This is a genomic window from Flavobacterium restrictum (assembly GCF_007097245.1).
Lineage (GTDB): Bacteria > Bacteroidota > Bacteroidia > Flavobacteriales > Flavobacteriaceae > Flavobacterium > Flavobacterium restrictum.
This window is the reverse complement of the sequence record NZ_VJZT01000002.1, coordinates 274,074-296,420: the sequence shown is the minus strand read 5'-3', so window position 1 is coordinate 296,420 and position 22,347 is coordinate 274,074. Positions and strand designations below refer to the sequence as shown.

The window sequence follows — 22,347 nt, the reverse complement described above, 5'->3', positions numbered from 1 at the left end:
CTTTGGCAGTAAAAAAAACTATGGAAAATTTAGATAAAATCGATTTACAAATCTTAAAACACCTGCAGGAGAACTCAAATAGCAACACAAAAGAGCTAGCGAGCAAACTTTTCCTGACCGTTACCCCCGTTTATGAACGCATCAAACGCCTAGAACGTGAGGGGTATATTATGAAATATGTAGCCTTATTAGATAAGAAAAAATTGAATCTTGGCATGACCGTTTTTTGCAACGTGCGCCTCAAAGAACACGCCCGAAATGTAGGAAGCAATTTTGTAAAAGACATCGTTGCACTACCCGAAATAATTGAATGCTACAACATTGCTGGCGATTACGATTTTATGCTCAAAATTTTGGTCGAAGATATGGCGAGTTACCAAGATTTTGTAATGAACAAATTATCGACCATCGAGAATATTGGCAATACGCAGAGCGTTTTTGTCATGGGCGAAATTAAGCACAGCACGGCATTGGCGATTTGATATGATTTTATAATTTTATTTGTTTAAATTTGTAAACACTAAATGTGAATTTATGGAAATCAAGAATTTATTGAACTATAGCAATGCCGAAAAGATTGTACTTGCCGAGCAATTATGGGATAGTGTTTCTAAAAATGAAATAGAAATTTCTGACGAATTGAAAAGAGAATTAGATATTCGATTGCAAATTTTTGAAGAGGGAAAATCAGAGTTGCATTCTTGGGATGAGGTAAAAAACCATTTGAAGTCTATTCGATGACGAATAAAATTCAATTTACGAATGAAGCATTATTCGATATTGAAGCTGTTGTTCTCTGGTATGAGGAACAAAGAATAGGACTTTCGTATGATTTTGAACTTTGTTTAGAAGCAGAAATTGAAGCAGTTTTAAGAAATCCCGAGGCGTTTCAAAAAAGATATAAACATATCAAAATTAGATTTATTTCACGCTTCCCTTATGGAATTCATTACGTATTTATTAAAAATCAAATAACAGTTATTGGTGTTTTTCATACTTCTCGTTCTCCTAAAAATTGGTCACAAAGACCCCGTTTATAATTGTTTTCCCAACCTCACAAATACTTAAACCACAATCCACAATCACTATGAACTGGGAACAACTATTATCCTTAAAGCGCCAAGGCGATAAAAGCAAGCGATTGCGAATTGAGCAAGACGAAACGCGTTTGGGTTTTGAAGTCGATTATGACCGTATTATTTTTTCGTCGGCTTTTAGAAGTTTACAGGACAAAACGCAAGTGATTCCGTTGTCAAAAACCGATTTTGTGCACACTCGGCTCACGCACAGTCTGGAGGTTTCGGTAGTTGGGCGTTCCTTGGGTCGTTTGGTAGGGAAGAAAATAATCGAAAAACACCCGTATTTACAGGAAGTTCATGGCTATCAAATGAATGATTTTGGGGCTATTGTGGCTGCAGCATCTTTGGCGCATGATATTGGAAATCCGCCTTTTGGGCATTCAGGCGAAAAAGCCATTGGGGAATATTTTTCGATAGGAAAAGGACAACAATATAAAGATAAACTTTCCGCCAAAGAATGGCAGGATTTAATCGATTTTGAAGGGAATGCCAATGGATTTTCGGTTTTGTCGAGTTCCCGTCCGGGAGTTTCTGGCGGTATTAGACTTACGTATGCCATTTTAGGAGCGTTCATGAAATATCCCAAAGAAAGCTTGCCTAAAAAACCGACTAAAAACATAGCCGATAAAAAATACGGATTTTTTCAAACGGATAAAAAATTCTTTGAAGATGTTGCTTTAGAATTGGGTTTGATTCCTAATAAAACGGGCGATGATATTGGTTATGAGAGACATCCTTTGGCCTATTTGGTCGAAGCCGCCGATGATATTTGCTACACTATTATTGACTTTGAAGACGGAATAAATCTGGGTTTAGTTTCCGAGGATTTTGCTTTAGAATATTTGATAAAATTAGTAAAAGACAATATTGGCGTCGAAAAATACAAAACTTTGACCACCAAGGAGGATCGCATCAGTTATTTGCGTGCTTTGGCAATTGGTAGCTTGATTAATGATGCTGTAAAAGTTTTTATCGAAAACGAAGAAGCGATTTTGGCAGGAAGATTTCCGTTTTCGATAATGGATAAAAGCCAGTACAAAGCCCAAATGGACGATGTGATTAAGTTGAGTGTAAATACAATTTACCAAAGCCGAGAAGTCATCGAGAAGGAAATTGTGGGGTATCAAATTATTCAAACATTATTAGATAAAATGATTACCGCTTTTAGCAATAAATTCGAAGGGAAAGCGTCTAATTATGATACTTTGATTCTAAAAATGCTACCCGAAAAGCATCATATAGAAAAAGAAAATCTATACGAGCGATTGCTTCATATTTGTCATTATGTATCGATGTTGACTGATGGGAATGCCCTGAAATTATACGAAATGATAAATGGCAGAAAAAATAATTAACCTAAAATTCATATAAAATCCCGATGCCTAAAAGTTGTTTCAATTGTGCTTTTGGGCCTTCGGTAATTTGAATTCCATCTACTTCTTTTTTGGATTTTATGTCGTCGTCATATATAAAATGTGTACCAATAGTAGCTTTTACATAGCGGTTCACAATTAATTCGAGTTGCATATCCCAGTCAATATCGATATTGCCAAAATGGTTAAGATAATCCGAATACAAACTCAATCGGTTTTCGAAATTTATATTTTGAAAAATTTCTTTTTTAAACTGCGTTGTTACCAAGAAACCCAGTTCAGTCTTGGTTCTTTTACCTCTGGTAAGCATTGTTCCTTCGGAATCATAGGTTGCTTTTGTAACACCAAATGCGCCTTGGTCAGCGAGCGTTTGGTCTAAAACGAGTGTCTTTTTGAACGTAAAAGGGGAGATGTAAAACTTTCTTTTTTTCTCTTTATTGATATTTTCAGCTCCAATACCCATAAAAATATAAGCGGGTGCAAAAGGTTTTGAAATGGCAATTTCTTTATTTGGGTACGAATATCCATTTGTAAATTGCGTGTTGAAATTAAATTTAGCCGAGTGGTACCAGTTTGTCAAAGTGTCTTTTCGGTAGCCAAAAGTGGAATTTATATGAACCGCATCATCGGTTTTGCGAACGCCAATTCCGTCTTGTTTGTTTAAACCGTATCTGACAATAAGCTCGTTAGCCCAAATGTAATTGTCTTTTTTGTAAATTCGTTGGAAATTTCCTTTCAAAAGTCCGGATACAGAACTGGTTCCTCCAGCACTCCAGTTTACAAAAGCAATTTGGGAAATGTCAAATCCCACACTATTTTTTTTAATCCAATTCGAAACGGTATCTTGCGGTGTTACATTTGTGATTTCTTGAGCAAAACCAGTTGTTGTAGTGAGTAATAGTAGTAAAAAAAGAGTAGGCACTAATTTCATTATTGATCTGTTTTTTTTTGCAAAAATAATTATTTGAAGTAATTATCCCATTTTAAATTTTAACTAAAAAGGGCATTAGCAAAAATTATTTCTAAACTGAAAACGTCAATTTTGCAATAGTATTGTAGCTCGGATACGGTTCCTTGTTCGATGAATTCGTCTGGAATGCCTAGAATTTCAATTTTGGATTTATAATTGTGGGATGCTGCAAACTCAACAATTGCGCTCCCAAATCCTCCTTTTATAACCCCATCTTCCAGAGTTATAATACTTTCAAATTCCGAGAAAATAGTGTGCAATAGTGGTTCGTCTACTGGTTTTACAAAAGCAAAATCATAATGCGCAATGCTTTCTGGATTGTTCATTTTGGCCAATGCCAAAGTCACGTTATTGCCAATAGTTCCGTTAGATAAAACGGCTATTTGGCTTCCTTTTTTGAGGCAATTGGCTTGACCAATTTCGATTTTTTGATACGGTTTTTGCCAATCCACAATTTGCCCTCGACCCCGAGGATAACGAATTGCAATAGGATGATTTAAACCCAATTGTGCGGTGTATAAAATGTTGCGTAAGGCAATTTCGTTCAAAGGAGCATACACCATCATATTAGGAATACAACGCAAATAGGCCAAATCGAAAACACCGTGATGTGTGGCGCCATCCTCGCCAACCAGACCTGCTCTATCCAAACAAAAAATAACTGGTAAATCCTGTAAAGCCACGTCATGTATGACTTGGTCGTAAGCTCGTTGCAAAAAAGTAGAATAAATATTGCAAAAAACAACCATTCCTTGCGTAGCCATTCCAGCGGCTAATGTTACTGCGTGTTGCTCTGCAATTCCCACGTCAAAAGCACGTTTTGGGAACGCGTCCATCATAAATTTCAGGGAACTTCCTGATGGCATGGCAGGGGTAATTCCGATTATTTTTTCATTGGCTTTCGCCAAATCTAAAATGGTTAACCCAAAAACATCTTGGTATTTTGGAGGTAAATTTGCTTCGGATTTGGGTAGGATTTCACCTGTGTTGGCGTCAAATTTACCAGGCGCATGGTATTGTACTTGGTTATCTTCGGCTTGTTGTAGCCCTTTGCCTTTGGTGGTAATGAGGTGTAAAAACTTGGGGCCTTTAATTTTTTGCAAACGCTTTAATTCCTTGATTACGGCAAAAATATCATTCCCATCAATGGGTCCTGAATAATCAAAATTCAGGGACTTAATCATGTTGTTTTGCTTGTGGTTTTTTCCTTCTTTTACGGCAGTGAGGTAATTTTTCAAAGCGCCAACACTAGGGTCAATTCCGATAGCGTTGTCGTTGAGAATGACTAGTAAATTAGCATCTGTAACTCCGGCGTGATTCAATCCTTCGAATGCCATTCCAGATGCGATAGAAGCATCGCCTATTACAGCAATATGCTGTTTCTCGAAATCTCCTTTCAAATTGGAAGCAATTGCCATTCCTAAAGCTGCCGAAATAGAAGTCGAAGAATGCCCTACGCCAAAAGCATCGTAAACACTTTCGCTACGTTTGGGAAAACCCGAAATGCCGTTGAGTTGTCTATTGGTATGAAAATTGGCTCTTCGACCAGTGAGTATTTTGTGTCCATAGGCTTGGTGTCCTACGTCCCAAATTAATAAATCATTTGGCGTATCAAAAACATAATGCAAGGCAATGGTAAGCTCTACCACACCAAGGCTTGCGCCAAGATGTCCTTCCTTGACCGCTACAACGGCAATTATAAAATTGCGCAATTCTTGTGCCACTTCGGGAAGCTGGGCTTCTTCGAGTTGGCGCAAATCGGTAGGATTGTTGATGTGTTTTAGGAATTTGCTTTTCATTGTATTTTAAAAAACAAATTTACGGTTTTAAATTTAATTACAATTTTGAATCTTTGCGACAAATTCTATTTTCAACTTGAATCCCTGTATAAATTGGATTAAACTGAAAATTGAGGCAATTAATTGCGTTAATCGCCTCAAAAAAACACTATATTTGAGGCGATTAATGAGATTAAATAACTCAATGCAATACAACTGGCAACATTCAAATTGGAAAAAGTTTTTATTTGATGATTCTGTAATAGATTCATTATGTATGGATTTTGCTTTGGAAACAGGAGAACTAAAAGGTCTTGTCGATTCCTTATCAACCGAGATTCAGCAAGAAACAATTTTGCAATTTATGATTTTTGAGGCTATCAAAACTTCGGAAATAGAAGGAGAATTTTTTAGTCGTCAAGATGTAATGTCCTCGATTAAAAAGAATTTAGGAATTGGAGCTACTTTTGGTCAAATAAGAGACAAAAATGCACAAGGAATTGGAAAGTTGATGGTGACGGTGCGAAATTCTTATGCTGCAAAGCTTACCGAGTTTTCGATAAAAGAATGGCACACTATTCTCATGGAATTTTCCAAGCGTATTAATCCTGGAGAGTATAGAATTGGCGAGGAACCAATGCAAATTGTTTCAGGTAGATTTGGTAAAGAAATCATTCATTTTGAAGCGCCACCATCCAATCAAGTTCCAGTTGAAATGAAAAATTTTATCGATTGGTATACTAATTTTGAAGTGAAACCAACCGATATCAAAAGTGCATTGATTAAAACTTCAATTTCGCATTTGTATTTTGAAAGTATTCATCCTTTTGAAGACGGAAATGATAGAATTGGTAGGGCTATTGCCGAAAAATGTCTTTCGGAATCCTTAAATCGACCTGTTTTAATGAGCATTTCAAGTACTATTGAACAGGATAAAAAACGATATTATGAATCATTACAGCAAGCCCAAAGAACTTTAGAAATCACAGATTGGATTTTTTATTTTTCTACACTGATTTTAGAATCACAGAAAAATGCCAAAGAAACGGTTCTTTTTACTTTAAATAAAACCAAATTTATAGACCGTTTTAAAAATCAAATGAACGAAAGACAAAGTAAGGCTGTTTTAAAAATGTTTGAAAATGGTATTGCTGGTTTTGAAGGTGGAATGACTGCTATAAAATATGTTGCTATCACAAAAACTTCCAGAGCAACTGCCACAAGAGATTTACAGGATTTGACAGAAAAAAGCGTTTTGATTCCAAAAGGAGAAGGAAGAAGTAGAGGGTATGACTTGAATTTGTTGTTATAACGTTACAATAAGTTTTTTGTTTTTAAATTGATTTTTTTTGTGAATGGCTACTAGAAATTGTATTTGAGAAACCTAAAATTAGTTCAAAATCGTACTTTTGCACTATGGAAAACCCTTTCACCGACGAATATTTCATGAAAAAAGCCTTGCAAGAGGCAGAAACCGCTTTTGAAAAAGATGAAATCCCTGTAGGCGCAATCATTGTAATCGATAATAAGGTCATTGCTAGAAGTCATAATTTGACTGAATTGCTCAATGATGTTACAGCCCATGCTGAAATGCAAGCGATTACTGCCGCTGCTAATTTTATTGGAGGAAAATACCTCAAGGATTGTACGCTATATGTCACGCTCGAACCTTGCCAGATGTGTGCGGGTGCATTATACTGGTCACAAATTTCGAAAATTGTTTTTGGTGCCAGCGATGAAAATCGCGGTTTCGAGAAAATGGGAACACAATTGCATCCCAAAACTACGGTTGTTCGTGGAATTTTGGCAAATGAAGCTACTGATTTAATAAAGCGATTTTTTGCCGAGAAAAGAAAGTAAGACCTATCGTTTAATGTTGTCAATTTCTCATTACATTTACAGTTATAGTATACTAGTGGAAAGAAATAACTAAATTCTAAAATTACGTTGACGATGGAAACCAAAATCAAAACATCACTTATTATTGGAATTGCAATCGTAGTTACTGCCTTTATTTTGGGTCAATCTTTTAAAAACAGAAATGAAAATTTAGATTCTATTTCGGTAATTGGGCTTGGAACGAAAGATTTTGTTTCGGACGAAATTTTGTGGTCTGGCAGTTTTACGGCAAATAGTCTAGATATCAAAACAGCTTATGGCAAAATTATTTCGGACCAAAAAATTGTTTCCGAATTTTTTATTTCAAAAGGATTTAAACCGAACGAGTTTTCTTTTGGAGCCGTAAATTTTCAAAAAAAGTTTAGAGAAATTAAAGTTCAAAATGCCAATAACGAATACATAAATACAGAACAAGTTTTTGATGGGTATGAAGCAACGCAAAGTATTTCGTTTTCGGCCAAGAAAAATCCAGAACTCATGAAACGTATTGAAACCGTATCAAGCAAAACATCTGAATTGATAAATTCCGGAATAGAACTAACGTCAAACTCTATCCAATACACCTATTCTAACTTGCCAAGTTTGAAACAAAGCTTGATAGAAAATGCTACAAAAGATGCAAACGAGCGGGCGAATAAAATTGTAAATACGGCAAATGGTAGTATAGGCAAACTTAAAGATGCAAGTATGGGCGTTTTTCAAATTACGGGTCAAGGCTCAACAGCAGAGGATAGTTATGGTGGTAATAATGATACTTTTAGTAAAAATAAAACAGCCAGAATTACAGTAAGATTGGAATATGGTTTGAAATAAAACTAATTAAACCAAACAATTTCACTTTAAAGAGGGAACTCGAAAAGAATTAATTTGTAGATGTTTTGGTGTATACTTCTATTTTATTTCATTCCCCTTTATAGCCTTCGAGCAAATAAACAAGCATATTTCGTGTTGGTTTATTATTGCGGTATTGTTTGATTATTACGGGCGAATTAATTTTTTCGAAAAGCATTTTGTAGGAGTCTTTAGGATTGCTAAAGCTATTAGAAACCGTAATAAAGTAGGCGTCATCTCCTTTTTTTATTTTCTTTCTATAGGCGTTCAGCCACGCATAGGTATGTATGTCCTCCAATTTTCCTAGGGCTACAAAATCCAGATGCAAGGGTTGTGCAATATAATTATCAATATGAGCACCTGGAAACCATTTGTTAGTAATGATAAAATTAGTTTTAGTTTTCTTTAAATAAAGGTCTTTTTGATGCAGATTGTCAAATTCTTTTTTGAAAAAATCCCAGCCGTACATATCCAGCGTCACATCTTTTTTGCCAAGTGATTCTTCTTTTTTATCGCCAATGGTTCCTGGATAATAATTGATTACTAAAATCCCTGAAACAACCACGACTAGAATCAAAACACCCGAATAGGCTACAGCTTTACTTATATTGGTAGTATTCAATTTTGTTTTGTCATCGATAAAGCAAGCTGCCAAAAGGAGTAAAGCAGTAAATCCAGGACCAGACCAATGCGGTAATGTGTCTCTAAATAAGGAGATAAAAAGAATAATAACGAGTAACGGTAGTCCTGATAAAAGTAATATTCTTTTCACGGGTTGCGCAAGGGTAATTTGATTTTTGCACATGGCAATCAAAGTGATACTGATAAGAAAATAGTTGATGGGATTGTTGTATAAAATACCGCCAAAAAGCTCTCTAAAAAAACTGCTGGAATTCAAACCGCTGTGAATGCTAACTCGATTGCTGTGAAAAGTATAGGTTATAAAATGGTTGTCGATATTCCAAAAAAGTATTGGCGAAATTAGCATCAAAGTTAGCAACACCGCCAGATACAAATAGACATTCGACAGCAAATTTCTTTTGTAAATCAAAATATACAATCCAAAGCCAAGCCACAAAAAAACACCGTGAATTTTGCTCATCACACACAAACCCGTAGTTAAACCAAAAAGTAACAGATTGATATTGAGTTGGTTTTTGGAGGTATTCGTTGTTACTATTTCAATCAAAAGCCACAAGCTCACCATCCAAAAAAAGAGTTGAGGCGCATCAGGCAAAATAAATACGCCAGCAATTATACTGGAATAAATAGAGGTCGAAAACAGCACAGCTGCTATAAAACCCGTATTCTCATTTTTTATTTTTGTGCCAATGGCATAAATTAAATACGTATTTATACCCGAAAAAAGAATAGATCCTAGCCTTACAAAAAAGTCATTCGTTAGCCATAAATTAAGCGTAGTTAAGCGTATAAGTAGCGCCACCATGGGCGGATGATCAAAATAATTCCATTGCAAATGTTGCGCATAAGTGAGGTAATACACCTCGTCGTTCCCTAGATTTAGGGTCGTAGCAATACAACAGCGTACCAGCGTTGCAACTGCAATTAGTAAAAATAGTTTGTGTTTTGTAATCATTATATTTTAAAAGTATACCAGCTATTTGCAGCAAAATTCCAAACGAAAACTAGGACGGTTACCATAGCTTTGCAAACATAAAAATTAATTTTAGTCTTTTTTTGAAGTCCATAAAGGAGAGCCGTATTCAAGGTAAAGCCAATGATGGAAACCAACAAAAAACTTAAAAACTGCGCAGCAAGATGGTGGTCATTGTTTTGAAAAGTAAAGTATTTATTAAGAAAATAGTTGTTTACTACGCCAAACAAAAAACCAAATCCGTTTGAAACATATTTGTTCAATTGGAGTTTTTCTTTGCAAATCCAAGTTACCGAAAAATCTATCAAAAGTCCAGAAAAACCAACTAGTCCAAACTTTATAAATCGAATAAAATCCATCTATCAGGGGTTGCTTAAGGAAGAATTTGGGAATGCCGTATTGGGCCAATTGTTTTTATGAAACAAGCTCTTTTTGACTATTTTGCTAATTTTTGATTGGATGGCGTTATACCAAATTACCGATAATGATGCCGATAAAACACCAATAGCTGTCCCGCCCAAAACATCAATTAGAAAATGGTGCGCCAAGTATATTCGGGAATAACCCACCAAGAGCGCAAAGAGTAAGGCCGCTATACAAACCGATTTTTTATGACAATAAATAGAAATAACGGTAGCCATTGCAAATGCAGAAGCGGCATGACCCGAAGGAAAACTCCGAAATCCAATTCTGCTCGTGGCAAAGGTATCCAGATAATAGGTGTAATGATGCATTGCAAAATACACACTTGGTCTAGGAGCTGTAATAAAGGCTTTGAAAAATTGTGCAAAAACACCAGAAATAAAATACGAAAGTAGGATAAGAAATGCAAGTTTTCGATGCTTTTTAAAACCAAAAAGAAGGAGCAAACTAACAGCAATTAAAAAGATGCCGTCGCCAAAAAAAGTAATAATTTCAAAAAAGAAATTCAAGGCTTTGGTATGAAAACTATTCAAAAGCATGAAGCCATCACAATGCGAAAAACAACATAAAAAGCAGCTCATAGCCACGAGTAATAGTAGTGTAATGGTGTAAAACCAGCTGTTCTTGGAGATTAAGTGAGTCATTTTACGGATATTAATCAGGCGTAAAAATACTGGCTTACTGTGTTGTGAATACGAACTTAAGTTTATAAAAATAAAACCAAATTGTAAATCAAAGGTTACTATTGTTAAGGTATTTCAATACTGTTTTATAAATAACGTTAATTTAAAGCGCTGGTATGTAGTTTATTGTGGTTATTGTGCTAAAAAAAACTACAAAAAAAACCGCCACTCGAGGCTGCTAAGCCGTACTGGCAAAGCAATCTTGCGAAAGGCGGTTTTAATTTATTCTTTTAATACAGTTCCTTTTTTATCGTAGAAATGATATTCTAGATACGTGTAAGCGTCACGAGGAATTATTTTTATCCATTTTTTATGTTCAAAAAACCATTTTGAACGTAGTGATGGAAATCCTTTGGTAAGGTAAGCGGCCACAAATGGGTGCACATTAAGCACAACATCGGTGTGGACTTTTAGAATTCGTTCTAGATCCAAAGCGATTCGATCAATGATTAAAATTGGCGCTTCAATTTCGCCGTGTTCATTGTTAGGATCTTCTTCTCTAGTTTTGATATTCACTTCTGGTCTTACTCTTTGTCTAGTAATTTGAACTAATCCAAATTTACTGGGAGGTAAGATTTTGTGTTTGGCTTTATCGTCGCTCATTTCTTCTCTCAAGAAGTCGAACAATACTTTGCGATTTTCGGGATTAGACATATCAATAAAATCAATCACGATTATTCCGCCCATATCTCGAAGACGCAATTGTCTAGCGATTTCGGCGGCGGCAATCATGTTTACTTCCATGGCGGTGTCCTCTTGATTAGAAGCCTTATTCGAACGGTTTCCGCTATTTACGTCTATAACGTGCAATGCTTCAGTGTGTTCTATAATAAGATACGCTCCTTTGCTCATCGAAACGGTTTTGCCAAAAGAAGTTTTGATTTGTCTTTCTATGTTGTATTTCTCGAATATAGGCGTATCATTTGACTGATAAAACTTAACAATCGATTGTTTGGATGGTGCAATTTCTTGCAAATAATCCTTTGTTTGGTTGTACAACTCTTCGTCATCTATCTGAATACCACTAAAGGTATCATTGAACACGTCTCGTAATATCGAAGAGGCTCTGTTGAGTTCTCCCAATACTTTGGACGGATGATGAGCAGTTGGTAATTTTTTACACATTGCAGTCCATCTGTCTAACAGGTTCTGCAAATCTTTTTCTAATTCTGCGGTATTTTTGCCTTCGGCTACTGTGCGAACAATAACACCAAATCCTTTTGGTTTGACGGATTGTACAAGTTTTTTTAGTCGTTCTTTTTCTCTTCGGTCTTCTATTTTTTGAGAAATAGACACTCGGTCAGAAAAAGGAACTAACACAATAAAACGACCTGCAAGAGATAGCTCTGCGCTAATTCTTGGGCCTTTGGTCGATATTGGTTCTTTGACAACTTGTACTAAAACGGATTGATTGGCATTTAAAACCTCGGTAATAGTGCCATCTTTATCAATCTCTTTTTCAAACTGAAAATTTTTTAGGGAGAAATCTTTTATTTTACCTGCGCTTACAAGTTTTATGAATTTCAGTTGGGAAGCAAGATTTGGTCCTAAATCATGGTAATGTAAAAAAGCATCTTTTTCGAAGCCTACATTTACAAAAGCGGCATTAAGTCCCGCAACTGGTTTTCTGATTTTGGCAATAAAAATATCACCAACCTGAAAGTTGCTCGTTTCTTGTTCTTTGTGTAATTCAATTAGTTTTCCATCTTTTAATAAGGCAAAATCTACGGCTTCAGAACTCGATCTAATGATTAATTCTTTATTCACACTGTAAATTTTTATCCAGACTTTTTAGCTTTTGGCTTTTAGCAAACATGACATTGCTAATGGCTAATGGCTAATTGTAAGGATGGATTAAACAATAATTTTAACAGGTATTGACCCCGGTGAGATTTTAGATTTCTTGATTTTAATTCTTGATTTTAGATTTTTTAAATCTGCAATCTTAAATTGGTAATCTACAATCTTAAATCTCCATTTCAATGAACTTTTAAAAAGAAAAAAGTAGTTTAAAACTACTTTTTCTTTTTGTGACGGTTAGCTCTCGCTCTTTTTTTACGTTTGTGCGTTGCTACCTTATGTCTCTTTCTTTTTTTACCACTTGGCATATCTTGTCGATTTTATGATTAATTAATATTTTTATTTTGCTTCGTTATTGATTTTTACGCCTTCAACAAATACTTTTGCTGGTTTGAACGCAGGAATGTTGTGTGCAGGAATTTTAATAGTTGTATTTTTAGAAATATTTCTTCCTGTTTTTTCAGCTCTCGTTTTTACGATAAAACTTCCAAAACCTCTTAGATAAACATTGTCTCCAGTTTCTAATGAAGTTTTTACTTCATTCATAAAAGTCTCTACTGTTGCTTGAACATCTCCTTTTTCAAGACCTAATTTTTCTGAAATTTTTGCTACGATATCTGCTTTCGTCATTTTCTTTCCTATTTATTATGTTGTACTATTTTTTTTGAGGTTGCAAATATATGAATTTAAAAAACAATAATTCAAGCTAATTCATTAAATTTTAATTACATAAACTTTTACTTTTGCTAACAAATAATTAATCCATGATTTTTTCTAACTTGCTTACGCATTGGTATTTACAAAATAAACGAGATTTGCCTTGGCGAAACACCACTAATCCCTACCTGATTTGGCTCTCCGAAATCATGTTACAGCAAACTAGAGTTGCCCAAGGATTACCTTATTTTAACTCGTTTACAGCTGCTTTTCCTACTGTTTTTGATTTGGCCAATGCTCATGAGGAGCAAGTATTAAAACTTTGGCAAGGATTAGGCTATTATTCCAGAGCTCGAAACTTGCATCAAACGGCTCAATATATTGCCAATGAGTTATCAGGAGTTTTTCCAGACAATTATATAGATTTGTTAAAACTAAAAGGAGTAGGCGAATATACCGCTGCCGCGATTGCCTCTTTCTCCTATAATGAGGTCGTGCCTGTTGTTGACGGAAATGTTTTTCGGGTTTTGTCTCGGTATTTTGATGTCGAAACGGATATTGCTGCGGCTTCCGCCAAAAAGGAATTTACTGCTTTGGCCTTTGAGTTAATACCCAAAAATAATCCAGCACTTTTTAATCAAGCCATAATGGAGTTTGGCGCCTTGCAATGTGTTCCTAAAAATCCCGATTGTAACAATTGTGTTTTTAACGAAAGTTGTGCAGCGCTTCAAAAAAAGAAAGTGGCTCAATTACCCGTAAAATCAAAGAAATTAAAAGTACGAAACCGCTACTTCAATTATCTGGTTGTGGCCGATGCCAATGCCAATACCATCATTCAAAAACGAACGGACAAAGGAATTTGGCACAACCTCTATGAATTTCCGTTGATAGAAACGAACCAAGAAGAGGATTTTGAGTGTATTGCCAGTGCGGTTCAGAATGATTTTTTTGAGCAAAATTCCATCAAAAGCATTCTAGAATACAACCCTAAAAGTATTATTCACAAGCTTTCTCACCAGCATTTACACATCAAATTCTGGAAAGTAAATTTGAACGAGCCTATTCAAAACGGAATTGATAACGCGACTTTAAAAACATTTCCGTTTCCTATTGTGATCCATAATTTTATTGAAGCGCATTGTGTTTCCTAATTTTTCAAAAAAAATGTATCTTTGATTCAAATACCACCACATTATTATGAACGGAACATTAAATAAGGTAATGCTTATAGGTTATTTAGGTGACGATATTAAAATGCATTATTTTGAAGGAGGCAACTGCATTGGGCGTTTTCAATTGGCTACTAATGAGGTTTATATCAATAAAACGACCAATGAGAAAATCACGTCAACCGAGTGGCACAGCCTTGTAGTGCGCAACAAAGCCGCCGAAATTTGCGAAAAATATTTATCAAAAGGAGATAAAATATATGTAGAAGGACGAATAAAATCACGTCAATGGCAAGCCGAAGATGGTTCAACCAAATACACCACCGAGATTCAAGTAACCGAATTTACGTTTTTGAACACCAAAAAAGACACCGAAAACCAGAAGCAAATCCAAACTCCTGAACCAGCAAAAAACACTAACTTTGACACCGTAAATAACGACTTACCTATAAATGATTTGCCGTTTTAATTGTTTAACTAATCGTATGTAATTTGGACCCAGCGCCCAGTTTAGATTTTGCCTACACCATAGATACTCCTGCAGTACTAGGTTTTAGTGCTATTTTTGCATTGCTTTTTTGTTCTGCCATAGTTTCAGGTGCCGAGGTGGCCTTGTTTTCGCTTTCGCAAAAAGACCTCGAGGAGACCACACTTCAAAATCCTTCCAAAGGAAAAATAATCGCTCAACTTTTAGAAAGACCCAAGAAATTGTTAGCTACCTTACTAGTAGCCAATAATTTTATAAATATTGGAGTCGTTATTTTGTTTTCTTTTGTCGGGAAGGAACTATTCTTGGCAGTGACCTCGCCCATTTTAAAGTTTATTCTAGAGGTAATTGTAGTTACTTTTTTATTGTTGTTATTTGGCGAAGTTTTGCCCAAAGTTTATGCCAGTCGCAACAACATTAAATTTGCAAATTTGGTGGCCTATCCTATTGCTTTTTTGGACAAATTGCTCTCGCCAATAAGTTTGCCCATGCGCGCCACAACCATTTATTTGCACACGAAACTTGGGAAACAAAAAAATAATTTTTCGGTAGACCAACTCTCACAAGCACTTGGGCTTACAACCACCGATGATACTTCTAGCGAGGAACAAAAAATTCTAGAAGGAATAGTTTCTTTTGGGAATACCGATACCAAACAGGTCATGAGTCCTAGAATTGATATTTTTGCACTCGAAATTGATGCTTCTTTCGCTGAAATTTATCCCAAAATTATCGAAAAAGGCTATTCTAGAATTCCAGTTTACCAAGATAATGTGGATCAAATCGTGGGAATTTTATTTGTAAAAGATTTATTGCCACACATTAATAACAATGATTTCGATTGGAAAACCTTACTCCGTGAACCGTTTTTTGTGCCCGAAAACAAAAAACTGGACGATTTGTTAAAAGAGTTTCAAAGCATGAAAAGCCATCTCGCCATAGTGGTCGATGAGTATGGAGGCACCTCGGGATTGGTATCTTTAGAAGATGTAATCGAAGAAATTGTAGGCGATATCAGCGACGAATTTGACGACGAACACATTAATTTTTCTCAAATTGACGATAAAAATTTTCTTTTTGAGGGCAAAATAAACCTAAAAGATTTCTACCGAATTATTGATGTTGATGAAGCTGTTTTTGAAATTAAAAAAGGCGAAGCCGAAACGCTCGCTGGTTTTATTCTTGAAATACTGGGCAATTTTCCCAAAAAAGAACAAAAAATAGCTTTCGAAAATTGCTTGTTTACCATCGAAGCTGTCGACAAAAAACGAATCAAGCAAATAAAAGTAACGATTGAATAAGTATAAAATGACCCAAAGAACAAGCACTATCGCCCTCCTTTTTATTGTTATGCTTCCTTTTTTTAGTTGTAAAAACGATGTTTTGCCTAAACCATCGGCCTATTTGCGGTTGGATTATAATGAAGCCAAATATGTGAATTTCGGGAATGAATGCCCGTTTACTTTCGAAATGAATTCGGAGGCGGTTATCAAAGGCGAAAAAAATTGTGGTTTTACCATTACGTATCCCAAAATGAAAGCCACTATTTATTTGACCTATAAACCCGTTCATAACGATATCAATAAACTGTTGCGTGATGCTCAAAAACTAACCTATGAGCACGTTATAAAAGCCGATGATATTCTGGAGCAACCTTTTTTGAATCCCAACAAAAAAGTATACGGAATGTTCTACCAAGTAGATGGTAATGCCGCAACCAATTCCCAGTTTTACGCCACGGATAGTACCAAACATTTTGTTACCGCTTCGGTTTATTTTTACGCCAAACCCAATTTCGATTCGATCATGCCCGCTGCAAGTTATGTAAAAAATGACATGCAACGTTTGCTGGAAACCTTGAAGTGGAAGTAGTTTTGGCAAGGCAATTTGCGGTCTTTTTTAGTACTTTTACTCTTTAAATCTAGAAACAATGACTTTTGAAAACACTCGTGAATTTGCACAAGATCTCGACAATAAAGATGTTTTACGCCAGTATCAAGACGAATTTATTTTTCCAAAAGTAAACGACAAAAAAGTCATTTATTTTACTGGAAACTCATTAGGATTGCAACCCAAAAGAGCCAAATCCTATGTTGATGAAATCCTGAACGATTGGGCAAATCTTGCTGTCGAAGGTCATTTTTATGCTCAAAAACCGTGGTGGGATTACCACGAACGTTTTGCCAATCCGTTGAGTTCTATTGTAGGGGCTTTGCCTAGCGAAGTCACTGTAATGAATACTTTAACTGTCAATTTGCACCTATTGATGGTTTCTTTTTATCAACCAACAGCCACGCAATATAAAATTATTTGTGAGGAAAAAGCGTTTCCATCGGATCAATATATGTTTCAAAGCCAAGTGCATTTTCACGGCTACCAACCCGAAGATGCCATTGTTGAAATCAAGCGCAGAGAAGGCGAACACAACCTGCGATTGGAAGATATTTTGGCCAAAATTGCCCAAGTTGGCGATGCACTCGCATTGGTATTAATAGGAGGTGTTAATTATTATACCGGTCAAGTTTTTGACATGAAAGCCATAACCCAAGCGGGACATCAAGTAGGGGCAAAAGTAGGGTGGGATTTAGCACATGCTGCGGGAAATGTAAAATTGCACTTGCACGATTGGAACGTAGATTTTGCTGCTTGGTGTAGTTACAAATACATGAATTCAGGACCAGGAAATGCGTCGGGTTGTTTCATTCACGAACAGCACCATAACAATCCTAATTTGCCACGATTTGCAGGTTGGTGGGGACATAACAAAGAACGGCGTTTCAAGATGGAGCCAAATTTCGACCCCATCCACGGTGCCGATGGCTGGCAAATAAGTAATTTACCAGTGCTTTCATTGGCTCCATATCTTGCCTCTGTTACCCTTTTTGAGGAAATAGGGATGGATGCTTTGATCCTCAAAAGAGACAAAATAACCGCTTATTTAGAATTTATTTTACACGAAATCGATCAAGAAGTCAATGGAAACTTCGAAATCATAACCCCTGCTAATCCATCCGAACGAGCATGCCAATTATCAGTTTTTCTTCATGGGGAAGGGCGCAGTTTATTCGATTATTTAATGAAAAACGGAGTTATTACAGATTGGCGTGAGCCCAATGTGATTCGGTTAGCTCCCGTTCCTATGTATTGTTCTTTTGAAGATATGTATGAATTTGGTCAAATTTTGAAAGCGGGAATTTTAGCAAAATAAGCAAATTAATAATCCGAACTCCTTTTATAAAAGGTGCTACAAAAAAATAAAGCCGATGCAACACACCGGCTTTATAATAGCAACAATAGTTTTTTAGACTAATTCCAATACAGGAATGGCGATTGATTGCAGTTCTAATTTGTACTTTTTAAGCTGATTTTGAATTTCGGCACTACTGTTTTTAAAATAGGACGTAGTCAAAAACAGGTCTTCATAATACGCAATTCCAAGAAATAAATTGTTTTTGAAAACAGTCCACTTTTTGATTTTTGCAGTTGTAATTTCTTCGGTGAGGCTGTTGATTTCATTTTTCAAATAATCCAGATACATCTTTAATTCTTTTACAAACACATTTGGTCGGTGGGTTGCACCAATCACATTAGTATTTCCATAAATGTGTTGCACCATCGTAGTGAGTGAAACTTGCTGGTCAAAATACGCCATATTAGGACCAGGACAAATAACAACTCCTTGTGCTTGTCCCTTTATTTTGATGTTGTTTTCGAGATAGGAGGCATTGGCTAAACCAACACAAAGACATGACTTCTCGGTAATATTTTCTTTTAATTTGACAAAAATTTCGGGGGAAACGCTGTCTTTTTTAGTTTCTAATTCGTGAAGTTTTTGGTCTTGGTATTTTTTGGATGCGGTACATATTGGTTGACCACTGGCATCTTTGTTTAGTGCCAAAAACTTTTTGGGACACGAACTTCCAGCCTTACTTTCTTGAATTCGTTTTTGCTTCATGTACTCATTTGTAGTGCCTCGTAAGGTGTTAAAAGGCACGCCCAATGGCGAGATATGGCTCAAATACAAATCTTCTTCTTTGGCATTTGCCAGCAATTCACGAGTAGCGTTATCGACAGCTGTTGCTTCAGGGACTAACAAAAAAGGAGTTCCCCAACCTACGGAATCCATATTGTAATGGGCTAGTAAAAAAGTATGCTCCTCCGCAGTTCCTACGCCACCTTGAACCGTAATTTTCAAGTTCAAAGGCGTCTCTGGACAATGCAATCCTTTTTGTGTCAAGGCTTTTACCATTAAATCATGTGCGGATTGTATCAGTTGGGATTTTTTTTGTTTGAATTCCTCCAATATTGGTCCTAACAAAAATCCCTCGGTGGCAAAAGCATGACCACCACAATTTAGTCCAGATTCGATGCGGTATTCCGAAACCCAAAGTCCTTTTTTGGCCAGAAAATTTCCTTGAATCATCGCTGATCGAAAGTCACTTACTTTGAGGGTAATTTTTTTTTGAAGTGCATGAGTGGCATCGGGAAAAAAGGCAGGAAAATTTCCGAAATAGCTGAACAATCTCGGATTCATTCCTGCCGAAAGTACCACTGACGATGTCAAAGTGCTGTTCGCAAAACCACGAAGTGCGGCATGAGCATCATTGAATTCAATTGGTAATTGTTCTTGGTTAATGAAATTATCTTTGTCTAATTTGGTCATGATATTCACATCGATGTCTCCAGAATAGAGATTGTTTTCAAGATAATTTTTAAGGCTTTCCTTGCAAGCAACACCTTCTTTAAGTAGGTTTTGCAATCCTAATTTGAGTCTGGATTTGTTGGGTAATAAGGCAATATAACCAGCCAATGCTGCTTTGCTTTCGGATAATTCGGTTTTGAAATTCTCGAATTTTTCTTTTACAATGATGTCAACCAAGTTCAAATAAGTAGTAATGCGTTGGGCACGATAATCCTGAAATTTCTGGGTTATTTCTTGGTAATGAATCTCAAATTTCCGACTATAAAATGCCGTCATTTTTTCGATTAATTCATCATCAGCGATTGAAATCACTGACGAAATACCGTATTTTGCCACCCGAATAGGGCTGTCAATCGTGTAGGCCAATCCCATAACGGGAATGTGAAACGTATGTATGGGTTTTGTTGTTTTCATGCAAATAAATTCAGTTAAATAACGACAAAGGTTACAAAATGAATTCATTTAAAAACTGATAATTATCATACGGATTTTTTTTGACCGCTTATGTTTATGGGTCTACTTGTTTTTGTTCGTTTTCATTTTCGGAACGGGAGTTAACACGACTCCTTATTATCTAATGCTAAACTTTAAAATTGTTTTAATTAAAAATGGCTTCTAATTTAAAATCCAATTCGGGGAACAATTTGCTTTGAATAGTATCTTCTTCAATCAAAGGGTGCATTCCTATGAACTGATTTTCTTTTAGAACGTAAACAAAAACTGTTTTGTCCGCTGGGTTTACAATCCAATATTCGAGAACTCCGGCTTCTTCATACAAATCAAATTTGTACTTCATTTCTTTATTTGAATTTCCCGGGGATAGGATTTCAATCACTAAATCAGGAGCACCAATTGCACCTCGTTCGTCAATTTTATTTTCGTCACAAATCACACACAAATCGGGTTGAATAACGGTATAAATTTCTTGGTCTAATGTCGATTTTTTCTTATCTAATAATCTAACATCAAAAGGAGCTGCAAAAAAGTTCAAAGCTTTATTATTAAATTTTTGCCACAAAAACCCAGACAATTTCCCTGAAATTATTTGATGAAAAGTGTTTGGAGTAGCTCCCATACTTGAAACTTTTCCTTTCAATATTTCTACTCTTTCTTCAAACTCCCAATTTAAATAATCGGCATAAGTGTAGGTTTTTTCTAAATCCAATAAATTAATGTCCGTTATCATAAGGATTGCTTTTTTTCAAAGTTAGTAAAAAAACGAAAACCTATTCTTGATTGTCTTCACGAAAATACAAATGCTGTTATTTTATACCGTTCTTAAGTGTGTTTTTATAAACTCCTGAATTAGTGTATCGGTTTAGATAGCTACCTACTTGAGTAAATAGATCTAATACCCATCAAGGTTGGCAATAATCTCCTGGGCTTTGGTTTTTATTAGAAATAGGTCTTCGGGTTTTATTTTTTGGAGTAAATTAAGCATCATACTCATGCGCTGATTTCCTTTGAAATAATCCTTTTTTTCGTCCAAAAAATTCCAGTATAACGAATTGAAAGGGCAGGCTTTCTCGCCCAATTTTTCTTTCACATTATAATGGCATTTGGAGCAGTTGTTACTCATTTTGTTGATGTAACTGCCCGAGGAAACGTAGGGTTTAGTTGCAATAATACCGCCATCAGCATATTGCGACATGCCTCGAGTATTGGGCATTTCGACCCATTCGATGGCGTCAATATACACGCCAAGATACCAAGCATCTACTTGATCTGGATGAATTTGGGTTAGCAAAGTAAAGTTGCCTATGACCATCAACCGCTGGATGTGGTGGGCGTAGGCTTCGTCCAAACTTTGTGTAATAGCGTGCTGCATGCAATTCATTTTGGTCTTGCCAGTCCAGAAAAAATCTGGTAGGTTGTTGTGGTTATTCAGGGCGTTGAGTTGTGCGTAATCTGGCATTTCTTTCCAGTAAATTCCTCGAATATATTCCCGCCAGCCTAGAATTTGGCGTACAAAACCTTCTACTTGCGAGATTGAAATCTGGGCTTCGTTGTTGTGATAATGGGCAATAACGGTTTCGATGACTTCTTTTGGAGACAGCATTTTTGTATTCATAGCAAAGGAAAGGCGGGAATGAAAAAGAAATTTTTCATCGGTGTGCATGGCATCCTCGTAATCGCCAAAATGCTGTAATAAATGCGTACAAAAATAGTCTAGAACCACAAGCGATTCTGCTCTTGAAGTGGGCCAACTGAAATCATTTTCCTTTATGTTTCCAAAAGTTTGAATACCAGATAGTTTAATTTCATGCAGTATTTCGGTTATATTTTTATGAAAGTTTTTCTCGGTTGGAACGGGAATTTCGCCTTTGTATTTCTTGCGGTTGTCGTGGTCAAAATTCCATTGATTGCCCACTGGAGTTGAGCCATCCATGAGGACATGGTGTTTTTTGCGCATGTTCCTGTAGAAATTCTCCATCAACAATAGTTTCTTTCCTTCAAAGAAATTTTCCAATTCGTTGCGTGTGGTATAAAAGTGTTCCGTATCGGACGCTTCAGCTGGAATTTTTAGCTGCGATGCAATGGTTTTGAGTTGTAAATCCAGCCTGTACTCATCTGGAAGTTGGTATTCAAATTTTTCGATTTGGTGTTTTTCGATGCAAATCGCAATCAATTTTTCAAGATCTTGCGGGTTGTTTTCGGCTGTAATTTGAAAATACGATACCTGATGTCCCTTTGCTTTTAGATCGGTTGCAAAGTGGCGCATGGATAGAAAAAAAGCAACAACTTTTTGAATATGGTGTTTTACATAATCCGTTTCCTGACGCATTTCGGCCATTAAATATATTGTGTTTTCATTGGTTTCCTCAAACCAAGAATGCGCTAAATTAAGCTGATCACCAAGGAGTAAGCGTAGTTTTCTCAT

General features: G+C 36.0%; 22 protein-coding genes. 12 read left to right on the top strand and 10 right to left on the bottom strand.

Annotated elements, in window-relative coordinates; translation table 11 throughout:
• The first annotated feature begins 20 nt into the window (after positions 1-20).
• The 4 genes from FNW21_RS03425 to FNW21_RS03410 are packed head-to-tail and all read left to right on the top strand — an operon-like array spanning position 21 to position 2,434.
• Complete coding sequence (locus FNW21_RS03425; RefSeq protein WP_144255327.1) at positions 21-482, top strand: Lrp/AsnC family transcriptional regulator; 462 nt, start codon at positions 21-23, stop codon at positions 480-482.
• Between the two features lie 52 nt (positions 483-534).
• Positions 535-741 (top strand): addiction module protein, encoded by a 207-nt coding sequence (locus tag FNW21_RS03420; RefSeq protein ID WP_144255326.1) that lies wholly within the window; start codon positions 535-537, stop codon positions 739-741.
• A complete protein-coding gene (locus FNW21_RS03415; protein WP_144255325.1) occupies positions 738-1,040 on the top strand; it encodes a type II toxin-antitoxin system RelE/ParE family toxin in 303 nt (100 codons plus the stop codon). The genes FNW21_RS03420 and FNW21_RS03415 overlap by 4 nt, the downstream gene beginning before the upstream one ends.
• A 47-nt stretch (positions 1,041-1,087) precedes the next feature.
• Entirely contained in the window at positions 1,088-2,434 is a 1,347-nt protein-coding gene (locus FNW21_RS03410) for a deoxyguanosinetriphosphate triphosphohydrolase (protein ID WP_144255324.1), read from the top strand.
• Between the two features lies 1 nt (position 2,435).
• Here the strand turns inward: FNW21_RS03410 and FNW21_RS03405 are convergent, their stop codons facing one another.
• A complete protein-coding gene (locus FNW21_RS03405; protein WP_144255323.1) occupies positions 2,436-3,383 on the bottom strand; it encodes a DUF3078 domain-containing protein in 948 nt (315 codons plus the stop codon).
• A 59-nt stretch (positions 3,384-3,442) separates the two neighbouring features.
• Positions 3,443-5,221: a 1-deoxy-D-xylulose-5-phosphate synthase gene (locus FNW21_RS03400; RefSeq protein WP_144255322.1), complete on the bottom strand. Its 1,779-nt coding sequence runs from the start codon at positions 5,219-5,221 to the stop codon at positions 3,443-3,445.
• 166 nt (positions 5,222-5,387) lie between these two features.
• Here FNW21_RS03400 and FNW21_RS03395 point away from each other — a divergent pair, with 166 nt between their 5' ends.
• The 3 genes from FNW21_RS03395 (at position 5,388) to FNW21_RS03385 (ending at position 7,912) form a co-directional block, all read left to right on the top strand.
• Complete coding sequence (locus tag FNW21_RS03395; protein ID WP_235889581.1) at positions 5,388-6,512, top strand: Fic family protein; 1,125 nt, start codon at positions 5,388-5,390, stop codon at positions 6,510-6,512.
• 104 nt (positions 6,513-6,616) lie between these two features.
• Positions 6,617-7,060: a nucleoside deaminase gene (locus tag FNW21_RS03390; protein WP_144255321.1), complete on the top strand. Its 444-nt coding sequence runs from the start codon at positions 6,617-6,619 to the stop codon at positions 7,058-7,060.
• 93 nt (positions 7,061-7,153) lie between these two features.
• On the top strand, positions 7,154-7,912 hold the full coding sequence (locus FNW21_RS03385) for an SIMPL domain-containing protein (RefSeq protein ID WP_144255320.1): 759 nt from the start codon (positions 7,154-7,156) through the stop codon (positions 7,910-7,912).
• An 88-nt stretch (positions 7,913-8,000) separates the two neighbouring features.
• Here FNW21_RS03385 and FNW21_RS03380 read toward each other — a convergent pair whose 3' ends face one another.
• The 5 genes from FNW21_RS03380 to FNW21_RS03360 form a co-directional block, all read right to left on the bottom strand.
• Entirely contained in the window at positions 8,001-9,527 is a 1,527-nt protein-coding gene (locus FNW21_RS03380; RefSeq protein ID WP_144255319.1) for an ArnT family glycosyltransferase, read from the bottom strand.
• Positions 9,527-9,904: a GtrA family protein gene (locus FNW21_RS03375; RefSeq protein ID WP_144255318.1), complete on the bottom strand. Its 378-nt coding sequence runs from the start codon at positions 9,902-9,904 to the stop codon at positions 9,527-9,529. Before FNW21_RS03375 ends, FNW21_RS03380 begins: the two co-directional genes overlap by 1 nt.
• A 3-nt stretch (positions 9,905-9,907) precedes the next feature.
• Positions 9,908-10,612 carry a phosphatase PAP2 family protein gene (locus tag FNW21_RS03370; RefSeq protein ID WP_144255317.1) on the bottom strand — a complete coding sequence of 235 codons (705 nt, stop codon included), beginning with the start codon at positions 10,610-10,612 and terminating at the stop codon, positions 9,908-9,910.
• A gap of 261 nt (positions 10,613-10,873) precedes the next feature.
• Positions 10,874-12,418 carry an Rne/Rng family ribonuclease gene (locus tag FNW21_RS03365; RefSeq protein ID WP_144255316.1) on the bottom strand — a complete coding sequence of 515 codons (1,545 nt, stop codon included), beginning with the start codon at positions 12,416-12,418 and terminating at the stop codon, positions 10,874-10,876.
• 372 nt (positions 12,419-12,790) lie between these two features.
• Positions 12,791-13,081 (bottom strand): HU family DNA-binding protein, encoded by a 291-nt coding sequence (locus FNW21_RS03360; protein ID WP_039112429.1) that lies wholly within the window; start codon positions 13,079-13,081, stop codon positions 12,791-12,793.
• A gap of 134 nt (positions 13,082-13,215) precedes the next feature.
• Between FNW21_RS03360 and mutY the strand changes: the two genes are divergently transcribed.
• From mutY to kynU, 5 genes are read left to right on the top strand one after another with little or no spacing between them, the layout of a single operon-like run.
• The gene (gene mutY, locus FNW21_RS03355) at positions 13,216-14,259 is read left to right on the top strand and encodes an A/G-specific adenine glycosylase (protein ID WP_144255315.1); all 1,044 of its coding nucleotides are present in this window, start codon (positions 13,216-13,218) and stop codon (positions 14,257-14,259) included.
• A gap of 46 nt (positions 14,260-14,305) precedes the next feature.
• Positions 14,306-14,746, top strand: coding sequence for a single-stranded DNA-binding protein (locus FNW21_RS03350; RefSeq protein ID WP_144255314.1), 441 nt, complete (start codon positions 14,306-14,308; stop codon positions 14,744-14,746).
• A 23-nt stretch (positions 14,747-14,769) separates the two neighbouring features.
• The gene (locus FNW21_RS03345) at positions 14,770-16,065 is read left to right on the top strand and encodes a gliding motility-associated protein GldE (RefSeq protein WP_144255313.1); all 1,296 of its coding nucleotides are present in this window, start codon (positions 14,770-14,772) and stop codon (positions 16,063-16,065) included.
• Between the two features lie 7 nt (positions 16,066-16,072).
• A complete protein-coding gene (gene gldD, locus FNW21_RS03340; protein ID WP_144255312.1) occupies positions 16,073-16,636 on the top strand; it encodes a gliding motility lipoprotein GldD in 564 nt (187 codons plus the stop codon).
• A gap of 58 nt (positions 16,637-16,694) precedes the next feature.
• Complete coding sequence (gene kynU / locus FNW21_RS03335; RefSeq protein WP_144255311.1) at positions 16,695-17,972, top strand: kynureninase; 1,278 nt, start codon at positions 16,695-16,697, stop codon at positions 17,970-17,972.
• Between the two features lie 93 nt (positions 17,973-18,065).
• Here the strand turns inward: kynU and FNW21_RS03330 are convergent, their stop codons facing one another.
• The 3 genes from FNW21_RS03330 to FNW21_RS03320 all read right to left on the bottom strand — a co-directional run bounded on the left by FNW21_RS03330 (position 18,066) and on the right by FNW21_RS03320 (position 22,347).
• A complete protein-coding gene (locus FNW21_RS03330; RefSeq protein ID WP_144255310.1) occupies positions 18,066-19,880 on the bottom strand; it encodes a hypothetical protein in 1,815 nt (604 codons plus the stop codon).
• A 184-nt stretch (positions 19,881-20,064) separates the two neighbouring features.
• On the bottom strand, positions 20,065-20,652 hold the full coding sequence (locus FNW21_RS03325) for a Uma2 family endonuclease (RefSeq protein WP_144255309.1): 588 nt from the start codon (positions 20,650-20,652) through the stop codon (positions 20,065-20,067).
• A 162-nt stretch (positions 20,653-20,814) separates the two neighbouring features.
• Positions 20,815-22,347, bottom strand: a complete 1,533-nt coding sequence (locus FNW21_RS03320) for a cryptochrome/photolyase family protein (RefSeq protein WP_144255308.1) — start codon at positions 22,345-22,347, stop codon at positions 20,815-20,817.

Bases quoted from the DNA above. Each gene is read 5' to 3' on its own strand.
- FNW21_RS03425 (WP_144255327.1), top strand. From the start codon at position 21: ATGGAAAATTTAGATAAAATCGATTTACAAATCTTAAAACACCTGCAG.
- FNW21_RS03420 (WP_144255326.1), top strand. From the start codon at position 535: ATGGAAATCAAGAATTTATTGAACTATAGCAATGCCGAAAAGATTGTA.
- FNW21_RS03415 (WP_144255325.1), top strand. From the start codon at position 738: ATGACGAATAAAATTCAATTTACGAATGAAGCATTATTCGATATTGAA.
- FNW21_RS03410 (WP_144255324.1), top strand. From the start codon at position 1,088: ATGAACTGGGAACAACTATTATCCTTAAAGCGCCAAGGCGATAAAAGC.
- FNW21_RS03405 (WP_144255323.1), bottom strand. From the start codon at position 3,383: ATGAAATTAGTGCCTACTCTTTTTTTACTACTATTACTCACTACAACA.
- FNW21_RS03400 (WP_144255322.1), bottom strand. From the start codon at position 5,221: ATGAAAAGCAAATTCCTAAAACACATCAACAATCCTACCGATTTGCGC.
- FNW21_RS03395 (WP_235889581.1), top strand. From the start codon at position 5,388: ATGAGATTAAATAACTCAATGCAATACAACTGGCAACATTCAAATTGG.
- FNW21_RS03390 (WP_144255321.1), top strand. From the start codon at position 6,617: ATGGAAAACCCTTTCACCGACGAATATTTCATGAAAAAAGCCTTGCAA.
- FNW21_RS03385 (WP_144255320.1), top strand. From the start codon at position 7,154: ATGGAAACCAAAATCAAAACATCACTTATTATTGGAATTGCAATCGTA.
- FNW21_RS03380 (WP_144255319.1), bottom strand. From the start codon at position 9,527: ATGATTACAAAACACAAACTATTTTTACTAATTGCAGTTGCAACGCTG.
- FNW21_RS03375 (WP_144255318.1), bottom strand. From the start codon at position 9,904: ATGGATTTTATTCGATTTATAAAGTTTGGACTAGTTGGTTTTTCTGGA.
- FNW21_RS03370 (WP_144255317.1), bottom strand. From the start codon at position 10,612: ATGACTCACTTAATCTCCAAGAACAGCTGGTTTTACACCATTACACTA.
- FNW21_RS03360 (WP_039112429.1), bottom strand. From the start codon at position 13,081: ATGACGAAAGCAGATATCGTAGCAAAAATTTCAGAAAAATTAGGTCTT.
- mutY (WP_144255315.1), top strand. From the start codon at position 13,216: ATGATTTTTTCTAACTTGCTTACGCATTGGTATTTACAAAATAAACGA.
- FNW21_RS03350 (WP_144255314.1), top strand. From the start codon at position 14,306: ATGAACGGAACATTAAATAAGGTAATGCTTATAGGTTATTTAGGTGAC.
- gldD (WP_144255312.1), top strand. From the start codon at position 16,073: ATGACCCAAAGAACAAGCACTATCGCCCTCCTTTTTATTGTTATGCTT.
- kynU (WP_144255311.1), top strand. From the start codon at position 16,695: ATGACTTTTGAAAACACTCGTGAATTTGCACAAGATCTCGACAATAAA.
- FNW21_RS03330 (WP_144255310.1), bottom strand. From the start codon at position 19,880: ATGAAAACAACAAAACCCATACATACGTTTCACATTCCCGTTATGGGA.
- FNW21_RS03325 (WP_144255309.1), bottom strand. From the start codon at position 20,652: ATGATAACGGACATTAATTTATTGGATTTAGAAAAAACCTACACTTAT.
- FNW21_RS03320 (WP_144255308.1), bottom strand. From the start codon at position 22,347: ATGAGAAAACTACGCTTACTCCTTGGTGATCAGCTTAATTTAGCGCAT.